Below are 15286 nucleotides of genomic sequence, written 5' to 3' on the forward strand. Positions count from 1 at the left end.
TCATGCTGTCATTTTTTAATATTTAACAATTGAATTAAAAGTAATACTTCTATTTTTTTTAAAATAGTCTATTTTATCTGTTGGAGTACAGTCGAGAAACAGTTGTACATATCAAGTACGCTCGATAATACAAAAATAGGATTGAACTATTTTGAATTCATTGGTAAAAAAAATCCCAAAACGTTAATAAAACGTTTTGGGATTCCTGTTTTTAGTCTTACATACTCGGACCATAAAATAAGGACCAGTAAAACTTTTTATTTCACGTCCATCAATTCAACATCGAAAATCAAAGTAGCGTTTGGTGGAATAACGCCACCCGCTCCTGCTGGTCCGTATCCTAAATCAGATGGGATCACAAAACGAGCTTTGTCTCCAACTTTCAATAGTGCAATACCTTCGTCCCAACCTTCAATTACCTGACCTTGACCCAAACGAAATTCGATTGGTTTTTTTCTTGGGTACGAAGAATCAAAAACTTTACCGTTCTCCAATGAACCTTCATAGTGAACTGAAACAGTTTTACCACTTTCTGCTTGTTTTCCTTCACCTCTTTGGATGAATTGGTAACGCAACCCACTTTCTGTTTTTTCAAAACCAGCTGCTAATTGTTCCATTTTCGCTTCAGATTCTGCTTTCAAAGCGGCTAATTTTTTCAAACGAGCTCCTTTTAAACCAACGAAAGCTTCAATAGCATTCCATTTTTGAGCTTCTTCACCAACTCTGATGATTTCAACTGAATCTAATGAATCCCCTTGAGCAATGGCATCTACAACATCTTGTCCTTCTACAACATTACCAAAAACGGTATGTTTGTCATCTAACCAAGGTGTTGCAATATGTGTGATAAAAAATTGAGAACCATTAGAACCTGGACCTGAATTTGCCATAGACAAAACACCTGGTGCGTCATGACGCAAATCTTGATGGAATTCATCATCAAACTTGTAACCTGGATCACCAGTTCCAGTTCCTAGAGGACATCCCCCTTGAATCATAAAATCTGGAATAACTCTGTGAAAGTTTAAACCGTCATAGAATTTTTGACCTTGAGGTTTAATTTTGTTTTCCATATTCCCTTCGGCAAGAGCAACAAAGTTACCAACTGTTCCAGGAGTTAAATCGTGTGTTAGTTTTACCAAAATCGCCCCTTTTGCGGTGTTGAATTTAGCGTATATTCCGTTTTCCATTGTGTATATTTTTTATTGAGGTGCAAATTTACGAATAAAATTATAGAATGAGAAAATTTGAGGATTTGATTGCTTCAAATGTATTTTTCCTAATTATTTTTAAAAACATTGATTAAACAAAATCCGATTTTAAAATCGAGTACAAATTCAAATCAATAAAGGTATCATACAGCAATTCACCTTGTCGAATCACTCCTTCTTTGGTAAAGTTTAATTTTTCGGGAATGGTTTTACTTTTGAAATTTTCGGTTCCGCATTTAATTTCGATTCTATTTAATTGCAATTCCGAAAAACAAAAATCAATAATCGCCTTGCAGGATTTGGTCACACTACCTTTTCCTTGAAATCCTTCAATAATCCAATATCCAATTTCTCCAATTTTGTTTTGACCGTCTATTTTATACACGCCTATTCGGCCAATTACAATTGAATTTTCAACAATTACAAAAGCATATTCGTTTCCGTCTTTATTTCTTTGCATCGTTCCATTTACAAAATTTTGAGCAAATTCAACAGTTTGCATTCGGTCAACGAAAGGCAACCAAGGACGCAAATGAGTTCTGTTAGCGTCAACCATTTCAAAAATGGGTTGTGCATGATTTTCGTTAATCAATTCAAGTTTTAAGGTATTATCGATGATAATTGTCATTTTACAATATTTTAAAATTATTAAAATATAAATATTTTATATTGGAATAAACAAATTTAGAAAAAGTAATAAATTTCAAATAAATTCTCACTAATCGTCAAACCCAGATTCTGTATTAAAAATTTTCCGCATCTGAATCCAGACACCTTAAAAAAATTACTCAATATATTCCAATATATCTCCCGGCTGACAATTTAATGCTTTACAAATTGCCTCAAGAGTACTAAAACGAATGGCTTTTGCTTTTCCAGTTTTTAAAATGGAAAGATTAGACAGAGTCACCTCCACTTTTTCGGAAAGTTCGTTTAGTGAAATTTTACGTTTGGCCATCATAACATCTAAATTAACTACTATTGCCATAACTTAAATGGTTAATTCGTTTTCAGCTTGTATTTCTGCTCCTCTTTTAAAGACTTGTGCAATAACCAAAAGTATGATCCCCATAAACAACCAAACGTCTGCGCCTCCTAATCGTAAACTCTGAATATCAGGCATTGTTATCCCTTTTGCAATTAACCATTTTGTATATTCAACTCCCCAGTTAGAAAACAAACCAATTCCTAATGCCAAATAAGACATATTAGAAATAAAATGCTGTATTTCGGTACTAAATGGTTGAGTTACATTTATTTTTTTGTTGTTCAGGATTTTCACAATTAAATAAAAAAGAAAGGCTTGCATGATTGCAACGATACTCATTAGTGAAATTTCAGTAATAAAAAAGCCTTTATCAAAATCATATAAGCTTGACAAATCAACATGTTGCCAAAAGTTTTTTGCAGCAATAGAGTTGATAAATAATGCAAAAAAAGCATTGAATAAAACTCCACCAGCGTTTATACAAAGACCTATAAAAATAATCCATGAAAGCACATGCAGCACTTTCAACATCTGTTTTGTTGTGATTTTAATTTCCATAATTACTTTTTATGTTTAAAATTATAGAACAAAAATAACATATATTTATTGATAAACAATAAATATATAATGATAAAAAACAAAAATGTTTTATTTTTTTTTTAAATATGCTCATTTATTATTTAAGTCTTAAGCCATGATTCCGCATTAGAAATCTACTGTATCTTAATTCTTCTCCAAAACAAAGCACTTAATCCTGTTTTAAAATTCGATAGAAAAAAGTCTCCTTTCATCAAATTAGTTCGTAAGCATTTGCTTTTATTGAAATATCCAACTACAGTACGAAGTCTAATACTGAATCTGGATTAAAAGTAGAATAGTACTTTTTACATTTAATTCCACTAAAGCCTAGCCCAGATGGTAATGAAAAGCCCGGAGTGCAAAAAGCTAATTTTTCTTGTCCTAAAAGAGCGACCAAAGGAAGCTCCTTTTAGGGCTTAGAAAAATAGTTTTTTAAGCGAGGACTTGAAATGAACAGCTGGATTAGCTACTGAATGGTATAACTTTTAGAGTCAATTTCGGAAAGATGAAAATAGCCAAATGGGTAATCATCGGGATTGGTTTTATTGATTATATTTCCACGCAATGTGGCTGGGGGAGTTGAAAAAGGATTACCGCCCTCTGAACCTGCAATATTGATTAATTTAGACATGTAATTGCTGTATTTTTCAGTGATTCCTTCTACACTATAGGCTAATACATCGCCTTTTTTGAGTTTGTCATCTTGATAAATGGCAAACATTAGATTTCCTTGAGTAAATTCATCAGTAAGTACACCATATTCAGGATGAACGAGGTTGCTGTTTTTTAATCCTACGAGATAAAAATTATTTTCAGTTGGATTGTCTTGAAAATAATATTTGATTTCATAAATGTCTTTCCCGCCAAAACCTGGTTTTATGGTTTGTTCTGTTTTTTCTATTATTGGAGTAGACATGAATTTGGACGAAGAGGTGTAATTTTGTCCTTTATAGGCTACACTAAGTTCATATACATCATCGATAATTGGGTTGAAATTGGTGCAAATGTATTCTCCTGTTTGCCCGTCTTCAATAAATTGATAGGTAACTGGAGTACTCAAGGTTGTATTAGTGACAGTAACTATAGCTCCTGTTGCTACTGGGATTGTATTGGAATAAAAATCTGTAGAATTTGTTAATTTAATTTTTTGAAGACTTCCTGTGGTTCCCTTTTGCCATTGTATAGAGGCATCGATCACTAATTTTGGAGTACCTGTTTCTAAATTGACATTGACAACATCTTCACAACTTATTAGGGATATTGATGTGATTAGTATAGCTATGTAAAGTTTTATCTTTTTCATTTTTTAAAATTTAAAATTATAAGAAACAGATGGGACAATTCCAAAAATGGATAGTTTGACAGCTTCGTTTACACCTGTTTCTGCATTTTCTCTAAAACTGATAGAAGCAGCATTTTTTTGATTGTAAATGTTGTAAATACTAAAAACCCATTCGCTTTGCCAGCCTTTCTTTTTGTATGGTTTTGGGATGTAAGTAGCTGAAACATCCAAATGGTGGTATAAAGGAAGGCTATTTTTGTTGCGTTCCCCATAATCGGGTACTACAAGGTCTTTGTATTCATATTGCATATTTGGATATGTCACGGGTTGTCCGCTTTGTAAAGTGAAGTTTCCTCCAAAATTCCATTTTTCATTTAAAGTGTAATTGGCTGTAACGGCTATATTATGCAATTTGTCATAGGCAGAACGATACCATTGGCCGTTATTGATTCCTATTTCGTCAGGGGTTCTTCCCGGTGTTCTTTGTTGGGATTTTGATAAAGTATAAGCAATCCAACCATTAAATTTTCCTGTGTTTTTTCGAAGTAATATTTCTAAGCCATACGAGCGCATTTCGCCATTAAGAATTACTTGTTCAATGGCTTCGTTAGCGATTAAATTGGCGCCATCTATGTAATCCATTCTATTTTTAATTTTTTTGTAGAAACTTTCTACTTCTAAGGTGTATTTGTTGGCCGAAAAATTATTGAAATACCCAATCGCTACTTGATCTGCAATTTGCGGTTTGATGTAAGAATCACTTGGCGTCCAAACATCAAGCGGAGTCGGAGAGGCCGTGTTAGAGACCAATTGAAGGTATTGCACCATGCGATTGTAACTTGCTTTTACGGATTGGTTTTCGTTTAACTCATAAGCTGCTGAAAATCGAGGTTCAAGATTGTCAAAACTGGCAATGGTTTTGTTTTTGTTGTAATAAGTAGTTCCAATGGGTTTTGCTTTTTCGTAAATTTTTAAATCAGAATCATAGAATACAGGCTGATTGTTTTGATATACATTAACGGTTGAATTTCCCAATCGGTTAAACATACTATACCGAAGACCATAGTTTATGGCTAATTTATCGGTTAGAATTTGTTCGGCTTCAAAATAGATCGCATTTTCAAAAGCATATTTTCGGTCTAATTGTTTGTATTTAATATTAGAACTTGAATTGATAGGATCTATAGTTCCAGGGTTAAAGTCGTAATAAATAGAGTTAAACCCGTAGTTTAGTTTTAGCTTATTGGATAAATAATGCTTGAAATCATATTTTAAATTATAATTTTTAATACCAGAATCCCAATTAAATCCAATGAAATCAAGTGTTAATCCATAATAATAATCGCTATAGATTACGGATAAATTTGAAAATAATTTGTCACTAAAAAGATGGTTCCATCTCAAATTCAGTGTTGTATTGCCGTAAGTATTAGAAAAGCTTTTGTTTAATGAAAATATATCACGACCAAAATATCCAGAAAGAAATAAATTATTATTGGTATCGAGTTTGTAATTCAACTTTGTATTAAGATCATAAAAGTAAGCGGAATTCTTATTGTCAGTTAGTTTTAAAAACAGATGGGCATAAGATGCGCGACCTCCAATTAAGAACGAGCCTTTGTCTTTTACAATAGGGCCCTCGGCAAGAATTCTACTTGAAATCAAGCCAATTCCCCCATTCATGTGAAAGTCTTTGCTATTTCCATCTTTTTGATAAATATCCAAAACCGAAGAAGCACGACCTCCAAATTTGGAAGGTATTCCGCCTTTGTATAATTTTAAATCTTTAATGGCATCGGGATTAAATACAGAGAAAAAACCAAAAACGTGTGAAGAATTGAAAATAGTAGCTTCGTCAAGAAGAATTAAATTTTGATCCGCACCTCCACCTCGGACATTAAAACCAGATTGCCCTTCACCAGCATTTGTAACTCCCGGAAGAAACAAAATGGACTTTATTACATCAACTTCACCTAATACAACTGGCATTTTTTTGATAGTCGAAATTGATAGTTTATTGACGCTCATCTCTGGTTTTCGAATGTTAGCAGTGGTTTTTTCGGTAGTAATTACAACTTCTTTAAGTTCTTGACCAGATTCACTTAACGAATAATTTTTTTTGATGTTTTGTGTCAAAGAAATTTTTTCTGAAATACTGGTAAAACCGACATAGCTTATGACAATTTCGTAATCTCCCTTGGGTAAAGTAAGGGAATAAAAACCATATTCATTGGTAATCGCATACGACTTTGTTCCGTTTGCAATGATGTTTACACCAATCAACGTTTCATTGTTGTTTGTGTCTGAAATAGTTCCACTGATAGTGTATTTCTCTTGTGAAAAGGAATAAAAATGAAAAGTTATAAAAAGAAGGAATACGAATATTTTTTTTATTGAAATCATTGATTGGATTTTGAGGTACAAAATAAATGAATTAACATTTGTTAAGTAGAAAAACAAGTGTTAATCTAACGTTAAGATGCAAATTTTTGATTGAACACGGATTCAGCATTAGACATTATTACGCAGAGTCACACGAAGAATTCGCGAAGAATCACAAAGTTTTTTAAGCCATTCAAAGAATTCGATTTCCCTTTGCGTGTCTTTGCGAATCCTTTGCGCATCTTTGTGAAATTTTTCCTATTGCGGAATCTCGGTTGAACTTACGTTGTAATTCATTTTAAATGGGATCTGATTTTTATCTTCTATTCCAAATAATAGTATATGGAATTATGTTTAAAAGTGTTAGTCAATAATAGTAGTAAAAAGTTACATTTTGAAGAAAGTAAAAAAAAAGACAACCGTTTCTGGTTGTCTTTTAAATATATAAAATAGAATAAACGAATTGAATTAAGCAATTTTAGCCAAAATACTATTGAAAGTTTCGCTTGGACGCATAGCTTTGTCCGTTAATTCTGGATTTGGTTGGTAATAACCGCCTATGTTTTGAGGTTTACCTTGAGATCCTATTAATTCGGCATTGATTTTAGATTCATTAGCAAAAAATTCGGCAGCGATTGGCGTGAATGTTGCTTTTAATTCGGCATCTTTGTCTTGAGCTGCCAAAGCTTCTGCCCAGTACATTGCCAAATAAAAGTGTGATCCACGGTTGTCAATTCCTCCAACTCTACGAGAAGGAGATTTGTCTGTTGCTAAGAATTTTTCAGTAGCTGTGTCCAATGTTTCAGCCAAAACCAATGCTTTTGGGTTGCGTAAAGTTTGTCCTAAATGCTCTAATGAAGCGCCTAGTGCTAAGAATTCACCAAGAGAATCCCATCTTAGGTATCCTTCTTTTATGAATTGCTCAACGTGTTTTGGAGCCGAACCTCCAGCGCCAGTTTCAAATAAACCTCCACCATTCATTAATGGAACAATAGAAAGCATTTTGGCTGAAGTCCCAACTTCTAAAATTGGAAACAAATCGGTTAAATAATCACGCAATACATTTCCTGTTACCGAAATAGTATCCAATCCTTTGATGATTCGATCTAAAGTAAAATTGGTAGCTTCAATTGGGTTTAGGATTTGGATGTCTAAACCAGTTGTATCATAATCTTTTAAGTATTTCTGAACTTTAGCGATAATTTCTCTATCATGTGCTCTGTTGTTATCCAACCAGAAAACGGCAGGAGTATTAGATAAGCGAGCTCTGTTTACAGCTAGTTTTACCCAGTCTTGAATAGGAGCGTCTTTAGCCTGACACATTCTAAAAATGTCGTTTGCTTCTACTTCTTGTTCCATCAAAACATTTCCGTTTGTATCGACTACACGAACAACACCATCGCCTTTTAATTGGAACGTTTTATCGTGAGAACCATATTCTTCTGCTTGTTGTGCCATAAGTCCGACGTTTGGAACACTTCCCATTGTTGTTGGAACAAAAGCACCGTGTTTTTTACAAAAGTCAATAGTTGCTGTATACACACCTGCATAACATCTGTCTGGAATAATAGCTATAGTATCTTGTTGTTTTCCGTCTTTATCGTACATCTGTCCCGATGTACGGATCATGGCCGGCATAGACGCATCCACAATTACATCTGAAGGTACGTGAAGATTGGTAATTCCTTTGTCTGAATTTACCATTGCTAATGCTGGTCCATTCTCGATAGCTTCTGTAATTGCAGCTTCTACTTCAGCTTGCATTGGGTGACCTGCTATTTTTGCATATACATCACCTAAACCATTGCTAGTGTTGATGTTTAATTCTGCAAATAAAGCAGCATATTTTTCAAATACATCAGCAAAGAAAACTTCTACTATTGCACCAAAAATAAGTGGATCAGAAACTTTCATCATCGTAGCTTTCAAGTGAACAGAAAGTAAGATGTTTTGTTCTTTTGCCTCTTTTATTGTTTTAGCAACAAAAGTTTTTAATGCGTTTAAGTGTAAAACAGAACTGTCTATAATTTCACCAGATTTCACAGGAGTACTTGCTTTTAAGACTGAAGCCGTACCGTCTTTGGCAACAAATTCAATTTTGACATCTGTTGCATCATTTAATGTGATTGATTTTTCACTTCCGTAAAAATCACCACTTTCCATAGATGCTACTCGAGTTTTTGAATCTGCCGACCATGCACCCATTGAATGCGGATTGGCTTTAGCGTAATTTTTAACCGCTTTTGGTGCTCTACGATCTGAATTTCCTTCACGTAAAACAGGATTTACAGCAGAACCTAAAATTTTTGAGTATTTAGCTTTGATTGCTTTTTCTTCTTCACTTTGAGGGTCTTCTGGGAAATCTGGCAAAGCATAACCATGTGATTGTAATTCGGAAATGGCAGCTTTCAATTGTGGTATTGATGCTGATACATTCGGTAATTTTATGATATTTGCTTCAGGTGTAGTAGCTAATTTTCCTAATTCTAGTAAAGCGTTTTCCGTTTTTTGATCTTCTTTTAAAAACTCCGGAAAATTGGCAATGATTCTACCTGCAAGAGAGATGTCTCTTTTTTCTATTTCTATATCCGAAGTAGCGGTAAATGCCTGAACAATAGGTAAAAAAGAGTAGGTTGCCAATAGTGGAGCCTCATCTGTTAGTGTGTAAAAAATTTTAGCTTTTGATGTCATTTTTTTATTTTTTAAAATCTAAATCACAATTTATAAACGGTATTTTGCCCAATTACAACGATTGAGTTAAGGCGGGCAAAGATATGAAAACAAGTTGTAATAGAGATTGAAATTGTCTATAAAAAAATAATTATACAAAGGTATTCTGTGATATTTTTAAATATTTAGAATTTGATATTTTTAACGCCTTTTAATTTCTAAATTCTAAATTCTGAGGGGGTATAATTGTCAAAAAAAAGTCCCAATTTCGATTTTCATCGTATTGGGACTTTTTGTAATAAAGAAAATAATATAGATTATCTTCTTTTATCTCTAATTTTAGCTTTTTTACCAGTAAGTTCTCTGAAGTAGAAAATTCTAGCTCTACGTACAGCACCTTTCTTGTTGATTTCAATTTTTTGCAAAGCTGGCAAGTTAACTGGGAAGATACGCTCTACTCCAACTGCTCCTGACATTTTACGAATTGTAAAAGTTTCTGTGTTTGCAGAACCTCTTCTTTGAATAACAACACCTTTAAAAAACTGTGTTCTTGTTTTTTCACCCTCTTTAATTTCGTAGTAAACTGTGATAGTGTCTCCAGCTCCAAATACAGGGAATTCTTTTCTTGTTACGAATTCGTCTTGAACGAATTTCATTAAATCTGCCATGATGTTTTTTTATTATGGTTTTTATCAAATCAACATTCGCGGACTTCGCCAGAGGTTAATCTAAATTTGGGTGCAAATGTAGAAAAAAATGTTTAAAGTTTAAAGTTTAATGGTTTAAAGTTTAAAAAAAAATCAGGCTAGTTTTTTATTCCCCCTTCGGGGGTCAGGGGGCTTATTCCTCAAGCAAATCCGGTCTCCTATTCTTCGTATGTTCGTAAGCGGTATCTTCTCTCCATTTGTCAATTTTGGCAAAATGGCCGCTCAATAAAACATCGGGAACTTTCCAGCCTTTGTAATCGGCAGGTCTAGTATATATTGGACCCGAAAGTAATCCGTCTTGAAAACTATCTGTCAATGCAGAGGTCTCGTCACTCAAAACACCTGGAATCAATCGAATTAAAGCGTCGGATAAAACCAAAGCGCCCAATTCTCCTCCAGACAAAACATAGTCGCCTATTGAAATTTCCTTGGTGATAAAATGATCACGTACCCTTTGATCCACTCCTTTATAATGTCCGCACAATATGATAATGTTTTCATACATTGACATGGTATTGGCCATTTTTTGGTTTAATGTTTCCCCATCAGGAGACATATAAATGATTTCGTCGTAGGTTCTTTCACTTTTAAGGTGAGTGATGCAAGCATCTATGGGCTGAACAGTCATTACCATTCCAGCACCTCCGCCAAAAGGATAATCATCCACACTTTTTTGTTTGTTGGTTGTATAATCTCTTAAATTATGAAAATGAACTTCAACAATTCCTTTGTCTATAGCGCGTTTCATAATCGAAGCTTCAAAAGGACTTCTTAATAACTCAGGTAATACAGTAATGATATCAATTCTCATGTTGCTTTTTTAAGAATGGCAAAGGTATAAATTTTTTAGCCGAAAGCTACAAGTCCTCAACACACAAAGCTTGGCGAACTTAGCGCAATTCTTTGCGGGCTTTGCGGTTAGATTGAAGCTATCTAAAACTCCAATCTTTGTAACTCATTTCTTTTTGTATTTTTTCTTCTATTTTTTCAGATAGTTTATGATTGAAATCAATTCCAGTGATTTGTTCAATGGCATCAATGGTTGTGGCAAAAGTGTAAAGTGGTGCATCCGATTTTTTATTGGGAACTAAAAATGGAATCATAACCAATCCTTCATTTTGAACCCGAACCACAATTTTAAAAAAATAATCGGGAACGGATACTTCTTCTTCGCCAATAGTAATCAAGTTATCATGCAAAATGCTACCTGTTACAATAAAAAGGGCGCTGTATTTATCGGCCCAATACCTTATTTTTTGTTCCAATCTATTCCAGACACCAGCATTGAATGCTCTATTTTGAGGTGCTACATTCGAAGTTAAAAAGGTTTCTTGGTAGGCTTCTTCAGAGAATTTCATATCTGCTGCCGGAACGAGATGCCCTTTGTCAAAACCTGTATCTTTATAGTTTTTCCAATGTGCTGAATCAGTATCGACTAACGGATCTTGTTTGAAATAAGGTCTTTCAAGATGATGTTGTGATTTAGAATTGGCTGTTAAATAATAGGCAGCCCACTCTGCTTGTTCGTGTTTTTCGGAGTACGACAGGAAAAAATGTTTATGTCTAATAATAGTCATCGACTAACTTGTTTTTAAAGAAATGTAAACTAAACTCCAAACTGTTTTAAGTGGTGATCCACATGTTTCCACATTAATTTGTCCCAATCTTCATAAGTCATTTTGCCCCAAAACGGATGGTCCATTATTTTGATTGCTTGATGTCCTTGCGCAAATTGACTAAAGCTTTCAATAAATTCCTTTTTGGCAATTTCAAGATCATACTGATTGGTAAAAACAAACTCTTTGGCAGTAGGGCTGTTTTTTTTGAATTCACTATTAAAAACTTTGCTTTTAAGCGTTTTGCCAAGAAAACGCATCAAGAAATTCACTTTTACATCTTGTTTGTCAAAAGCTACATTAATAGCGCTGGTACAATGTTTGCACATTTGGTCGACTGTCATTTTCCCCCATAATGCTTTAGATTCAGTAGTAAGCGAATTAATTCTGGCAATTATAGCATCATTATCTGATTTGTTAAAAATAGAGCTCATATTGTTTCCTTTTGTTATTTTAACAAATATAGGAGATGTTATTTAAAATTTATTCTTAATTTTTTATACATACATTGTTTCGGTTCTAAATTAAGAGAATATTTTGCATTAATTATTTTTTTTAAACAGTTAAGTTCTTTATTTAGTTAATTTTATAACCAAAAATTAAACTATTATTAACTATGCAAATTTTTTCAAAACTATTTATTACTAGTTCGCTGTGTTTTGTTTTGTCGCTCCAAACACAAACAACTAGTGCTCAATCCAATGAAGTAAAAATGACAAATCCATTATTACAAAAAAGTACTTTACAGTATCAAGCGCCTGATTTTAGTCTAATTAAAGACGAACATTTCAAACCAGCTTTTGAGTATGGCCTTAAAATTCACGATCAAGAAGTTGATGCTATTGCAAATAATGTTGCAAAACCTACATTTCAAAATACGGTTTTGGCCTTAGAAACGTGTGGTGTTGACTTGACAAGAGCAGTTGGTCTTTTTTATAATCTAACAGGATCAAATACAAATCCTACCTTACAAGCTATTGAAGCAGAATATGCTCCCATATTTTCAGGGCACAACGATAAGATTTATTTAAACAGTAAATTGTACAATCGATTTAAAGCAATTGATTTGAATAAATTAAAAGGGGAAGACAAAAAACTAACTCAATATTATTTGCAACAATTTGAATTGGCTGGAGCTAATTTGTCTGATGCAGATAAAGAAAAAATGAAAAAAATTAATGAAGAGTTAGCTACATTAAGTACTCTTTATGGAAATAAATTATTACTAGCTCGTAAAAATGCTGCTGTTGTATTTGATAATGTTACCGATTTAGACGGACTTGGAGCAGATGAAATTGCAGCTGCCAGCGCAAAAGCAAAAGAAGCAGGTCTTGAAGGGAAGTATGTAATTGGTATCATGAATACTACGCAACAGCCGTTATTGTCAAGTTTAAAAAACAGAGCGTCTAGAGAAAAAATCTTTAAAGCCTCTTGGTATCGTGCCGAAAAGAATGATGAAGGAGATACTCGAGAAGTATTAGAGAAAATAGCAAAATTGCGTTTGCAAAAAGCCAATTTAATGGGTAAGAAAAGTTTTGCCGAATGGAAATTGCAAGATCAAATGGCCGAAAAACCAGAGGCTGCAATGGAGTTATTAGCCAAAATTGCTGGTCCAGCAGTTGTAAAAGCCAAAGTGGAAGCTAAAGAAATACAAGATTTAATAGATTCTCAAAATGGAGGGTTTAAACTGGAGCCATGGGATTGGAATTTCTATGCAGAACAAGTACGCAAAGCCAAATATGACTTAGACGAAAGCCAAATTAAACCGTATTTCGAATTGAATTCTGTTTTAGAAAATGGGGTTTTCTTTGCTGCCAAACAAATGTATGGGATCACTTTCAAAGAAAGAAAAGATCTACCAGTTTACAACCCAGACGTAAAAGTGTATGAAGTTTTTGATGACAAAGGAACTTCAATCGCCATATATTACCTTGATTTTTATACCAGAGACAATAAAAATGGAGGAGCTTGGATGAATAATATCGTGAGCCAATCCCATTATTTAAAACAAAAACCGGTAATCGTAAACGTGTATAATTTCTCCAAACCTGTCGATGGAAACCCATCATTAATCAGTTTTGATGATGTAATTACCATGTTTCATGAGTTCGGACATACACTTCACGGATTGTTTGCCAATCAACAATATGTTACTTTATCGGGAACATCGGTTCCTAGAGATTATGTAGAGTTTCCTTCTCAAATCAATGAACATGCAGCATTGGATCCGGTAGTTTTGAAGAATTATGCATTGCATTACCAAACCAAACAACCAATACCACAAGAGTTAATTGATAAAATTAAAAAAGCAGAAACATTCAACAAAGGATATGATGTAACCGAATTGCTAGCTGCCGCGACTCTTGATATGGCTTGGCATAGTGTCGAAAAAGAGTCTGATTTCAAACCCGCTTTAGTATTCGAGAAAGAAGCACTAGAGAAATACGGATTATTGGTCAATGAAGTGCCTACACGTTACCACACGCCTTATTTTGCACATGTTTGGGGAGGCGGATACTCAGCTGGGTATTATGCTTACACTTGGTCAAAAACCTTAGATTACAACGCCTTCGACTGGATGCAAGCCAATGGTGGTATGACAAGGGCAAACTGCGAACGTTTCAAAAAATACATTTTGTCAGTAGGAAACAGTGTTGATTTAAACAAAGCTTTCAAAGATTTTATTGGTCATGACATGCAAACAGAACCGTATTTGAAAAACGCGGGACTATCAGCAAAATAATTTTAAAATATTCATAATATCAAAATGGCATTCGAAAGGATGTCATTTTTTTTTTGGAGCAATTTCCAGCTATCCGTTGCAATCTTTTTTGGTCTCGTTAGAAAAAAACGAGACCAAAAAAGGATTTCCTCTTCTATCTGGGCTATCGAGATCCGTTAGAAAATTAACACCTTTAGAATTTAGATTTTTTTATACTTTTACAAAAAATAAAACGCATTTGTATTAACTCTTTTTTCTATCTTCTAACCTCTACCCTTAAATGTCTTCACACCATATCGTTCGCGACGACCAAGAACCCGCTTTAATAATTGCAAACGGAGCTGCTTGTCACCCAGAATTACTAGGACAATTACTCGAATGGTCTCCTTTGGTTATTGTATTGGACTCCGCTATGGAACGCGTCATGGAATTAGACATCAAAGTCGATGTGTTATTGGGTGATTTTGATAGAGGATTTGAACCCGAAAAATATCAAACCACACAATATCCAATAGAAATCATTCACACTCCTGATCAAAACAAAACTGATTTGGAAAAAGCCTTAGATTACCTAATTGAAAGACAAATCCCAGCTGTAAATGTCATTTGGGCAACAGGCAGAAGAGCCGATCACACCATTACTAATCTCACCAATATCGTTCGTTATAGAAATTTAATCAAAATTGTTATTCTCGACGATCACTCCAAAATATTTTTACTCCCCAATACCTTCGAAAAATGGTACACCGCAGGAACGCCAATTTCCCTAATTCCTATTGGAGTTGTAAACGGAATTTATTCTAAAAATTTAGTTTATCCTTTAGAAAATGACACCTTGACCATGGGCTATCGAACAGGAAGCAGTAATGAAGTTGAAAAAGACGGAATTGTAACTATTAATCATCGCGATGGTGATTTGTTGTTGATGGAATGCATAGATTAGTAAAAATCTAGAAATCAAAGCACTAAAACGGCAGTGATTTTAAACTTTATATAAAAAAAATCAATCAAATAAGTAAACTTTATTTTTATTTGAAAACATTTTTTTCAAACACATAATTCTTAACACATTTACTTTCAAGTACTTTAAAATAATCATTCTAATATATACAAACAAAAACAGCTGTAT

At 33.8% G+C, this 15286-nt stretch carries 13 protein-coding genes; 2 read left to right on the forward strand and 11 right to left on the reverse strand.

From position 1 onward, the window contains the following. Positions 1 to 257: 257 nt before the first annotated feature. From OYT91_RS08155 to OYT91_RS08205, 11 genes are all read right to left on the reverse strand, one after another. The gene (locus OYT91_RS08155; protein WP_281240249.1) at positions 258 to 1190 is read right to left on the reverse strand and encodes a peptidylprolyl isomerase; all 933 of its coding nucleotides are present in this window, start codon (positions 1188 to 1190) and stop codon (positions 258 to 260) included. 112 nt (positions 1191 to 1302) lie between these two features. Further along, positions 1303 to 1839 (reverse strand): GNAT family N-acetyltransferase, encoded by a 537-nt coding sequence (locus OYT91_RS08160; RefSeq protein WP_269222234.1) that lies wholly within the window; start codon positions 1837 to 1839, stop codon positions 1303 to 1305. Between the two features lie 156 nt (positions 1840 to 1995). Then, positions 1996 to 2199, reverse strand: coding sequence for a helix-turn-helix domain-containing protein (locus OYT91_RS08165; protein ID WP_269222233.1), 204 nt, complete (start codon positions 2197 to 2199; stop codon positions 1996 to 1998). A gap of 3 nt (positions 2200 to 2202) precedes the next feature. Beyond that, positions 2203 to 2757 (reverse strand): DUF2975 domain-containing protein, encoded by a 555-nt coding sequence (locus tag OYT91_RS08170; RefSeq protein ID WP_281240250.1) that lies wholly within the window; start codon positions 2755 to 2757, stop codon positions 2203 to 2205. Positions 2758 to 3244: 487 nt separating this feature from the next. Beyond that, complete coding sequence (locus tag OYT91_RS08175) at positions 3245 to 4081, reverse strand: DUF4249 family protein (protein WP_281240251.1); 837 nt, start codon at positions 4079 to 4081, stop codon at positions 3245 to 3247. Between the two features lie 3 nt (positions 4082 to 4084). After that, entirely contained in the window at positions 4085 to 6463 is a 2379-nt protein-coding gene (locus tag OYT91_RS08180; protein ID WP_281240252.1) for a TonB-dependent receptor, read from the reverse strand. 447 nt (positions 6464 to 6910) lie between these two features. Next, a complete protein-coding gene (locus OYT91_RS08185; protein ID WP_281240253.1) occupies positions 6911 to 9133 on the reverse strand; it encodes an NADP-dependent isocitrate dehydrogenase in 2223 nt (740 codons plus the stop codon). A gap of 296 nt (positions 9134 to 9429) precedes the next feature. Further along, a complete protein-coding gene (gene rplS / locus OYT91_RS08190) occupies positions 9430 to 9780 on the reverse strand; it encodes a 50S ribosomal protein L19 (protein WP_269222229.1) in 351 nt (116 codons plus the stop codon). 172 nt (positions 9781 to 9952) lie between these two features. After that, the gene (trmD, locus tag OYT91_RS08195; RefSeq protein ID WP_269222228.1) at positions 9953 to 10630 is read right to left on the reverse strand and encodes a tRNA (guanosine(37)-N1)-methyltransferase TrmD; all 678 of its coding nucleotides are present in this window, start codon (positions 10628 to 10630) and stop codon (positions 9953 to 9955) included. Positions 10631 to 10748: 118 nt separating this feature from the next. After that, positions 10749 to 11396 (reverse strand): DNA/RNA non-specific endonuclease, encoded by a 648-nt coding sequence (locus OYT91_RS08200; RefSeq protein ID WP_281240254.1) that lies wholly within the window; start codon positions 11394 to 11396, stop codon positions 10749 to 10751. Positions 11397 to 11425: 29 nt separating this feature from the next. Further along, on the reverse strand, positions 11426 to 11869 hold the full coding sequence (locus OYT91_RS08205; protein WP_281240255.1) for a DUF1569 domain-containing protein: 444 nt from the start codon (positions 11867 to 11869) through the stop codon (positions 11426 to 11428). Positions 11870 to 12051: 182 nt separating this feature from the next. On the opposite strand from OYT91_RS08205, the gene OYT91_RS08210 reads away from it, so the two are divergent. Together OYT91_RS08210 and OYT91_RS08215 are read left to right on the forward strand one after the other, a co-directional pair. Beyond that, entirely contained in the window at positions 12052 to 14178 is a 2127-nt protein-coding gene (locus OYT91_RS08210) for a M3 family metallopeptidase (protein ID WP_432419419.1), read from the forward strand. A 259-nt stretch (positions 14179 to 14437) separates the two neighbouring features. Beyond that, positions 14438 to 15100 carry a thiamine diphosphokinase gene (locus OYT91_RS08215; RefSeq protein ID WP_269222224.1) on the forward strand — a complete coding sequence of 221 codons (663 nt, stop codon included), beginning with the start codon at positions 14438 to 14440 and terminating at the stop codon, positions 15098 to 15100. The last annotated feature ends 186 nt before the right edge of the window (positions 15101 to 15286 follow it).

This window comes from Flavobacterium praedii (assembly GCF_026810365.1).
In the GTDB taxonomy this organism is placed as follows: domain Bacteria; phylum Bacteroidota; class Bacteroidia; order Flavobacteriales; family Flavobacteriaceae; genus Flavobacterium; species Flavobacterium praedii.

Coding starts and splice junctions, on each gene's coding strand:
- OYT91_RS08180 (WP_281240252.1), bottom strand. CDS start 6,463: ATGATTTCAATAAAAAAAATATTCGTATTCCTTCTTTTTATAACTTTT.
- OYT91_RS08210 (WP_432419419.1), top strand. CDS start 12,052: ATGCAAATTTTTTCAAAACTATTTATTACTAGTTCGCTGTGTTTTGTT.
- OYT91_RS08205 (WP_281240255.1), bottom strand. CDS start 11,869: ATGAGCTCTATTTTTAACAAATCAGATAATGATGCTATAATTGCCAGA.
- OYT91_RS08160 (WP_269222234.1), bottom strand. CDS start 1,839: ATGACAATTATCATCGATAATACCTTAAAACTTGAATTGATTAACGAA.
- rplS (WP_269222229.1), bottom strand. CDS start 9,780: ATGGCAGATTTAATGAAATTCGTTCAAGACGAATTCGTAACAAGAAAA.
- OYT91_RS08215 (WP_269222224.1), top strand. CDS start 14,438: ATGTCTTCACACCATATCGTTCGCGACGACCAAGAACCCGCTTTAATA.
- OYT91_RS08165 (WP_269222233.1), bottom strand. CDS start 2,199: ATGGCAATAGTAGTTAATTTAGATGTTATGATGGCCAAACGTAAAATT.
- OYT91_RS08175 (WP_281240251.1), bottom strand. CDS start 4,081: ATGAAAAAGATAAAACTTTACATAGCTATACTAATCACATCAATATCC.
- OYT91_RS08155 (WP_281240249.1), bottom strand. CDS start 1,190: ATGGAAAACGGAATATACGCTAAATTCAACACCGCAAAAGGGGCGATT.
- trmD (WP_269222228.1), bottom strand. CDS start 10,630: ATGAGAATTGATATCATTACTGTATTACCTGAGTTATTAAGAAGTCCT.
- OYT91_RS08200 (WP_281240254.1), bottom strand. CDS start 11,396: ATGACTATTATTAGACATAAACATTTTTTCCTGTCGTACTCCGAAAAA.
- OYT91_RS08170 (WP_281240250.1), bottom strand. CDS start 2,757: ATGGAAATTAAAATCACAACAAAACAGATGTTGAAAGTGCTGCATGTG.
- OYT91_RS08185 (WP_281240253.1), bottom strand. CDS start 9,133: ATGACATCAAAAGCTAAAATTTTTTACACACTAACAGATGAGGCTCCA.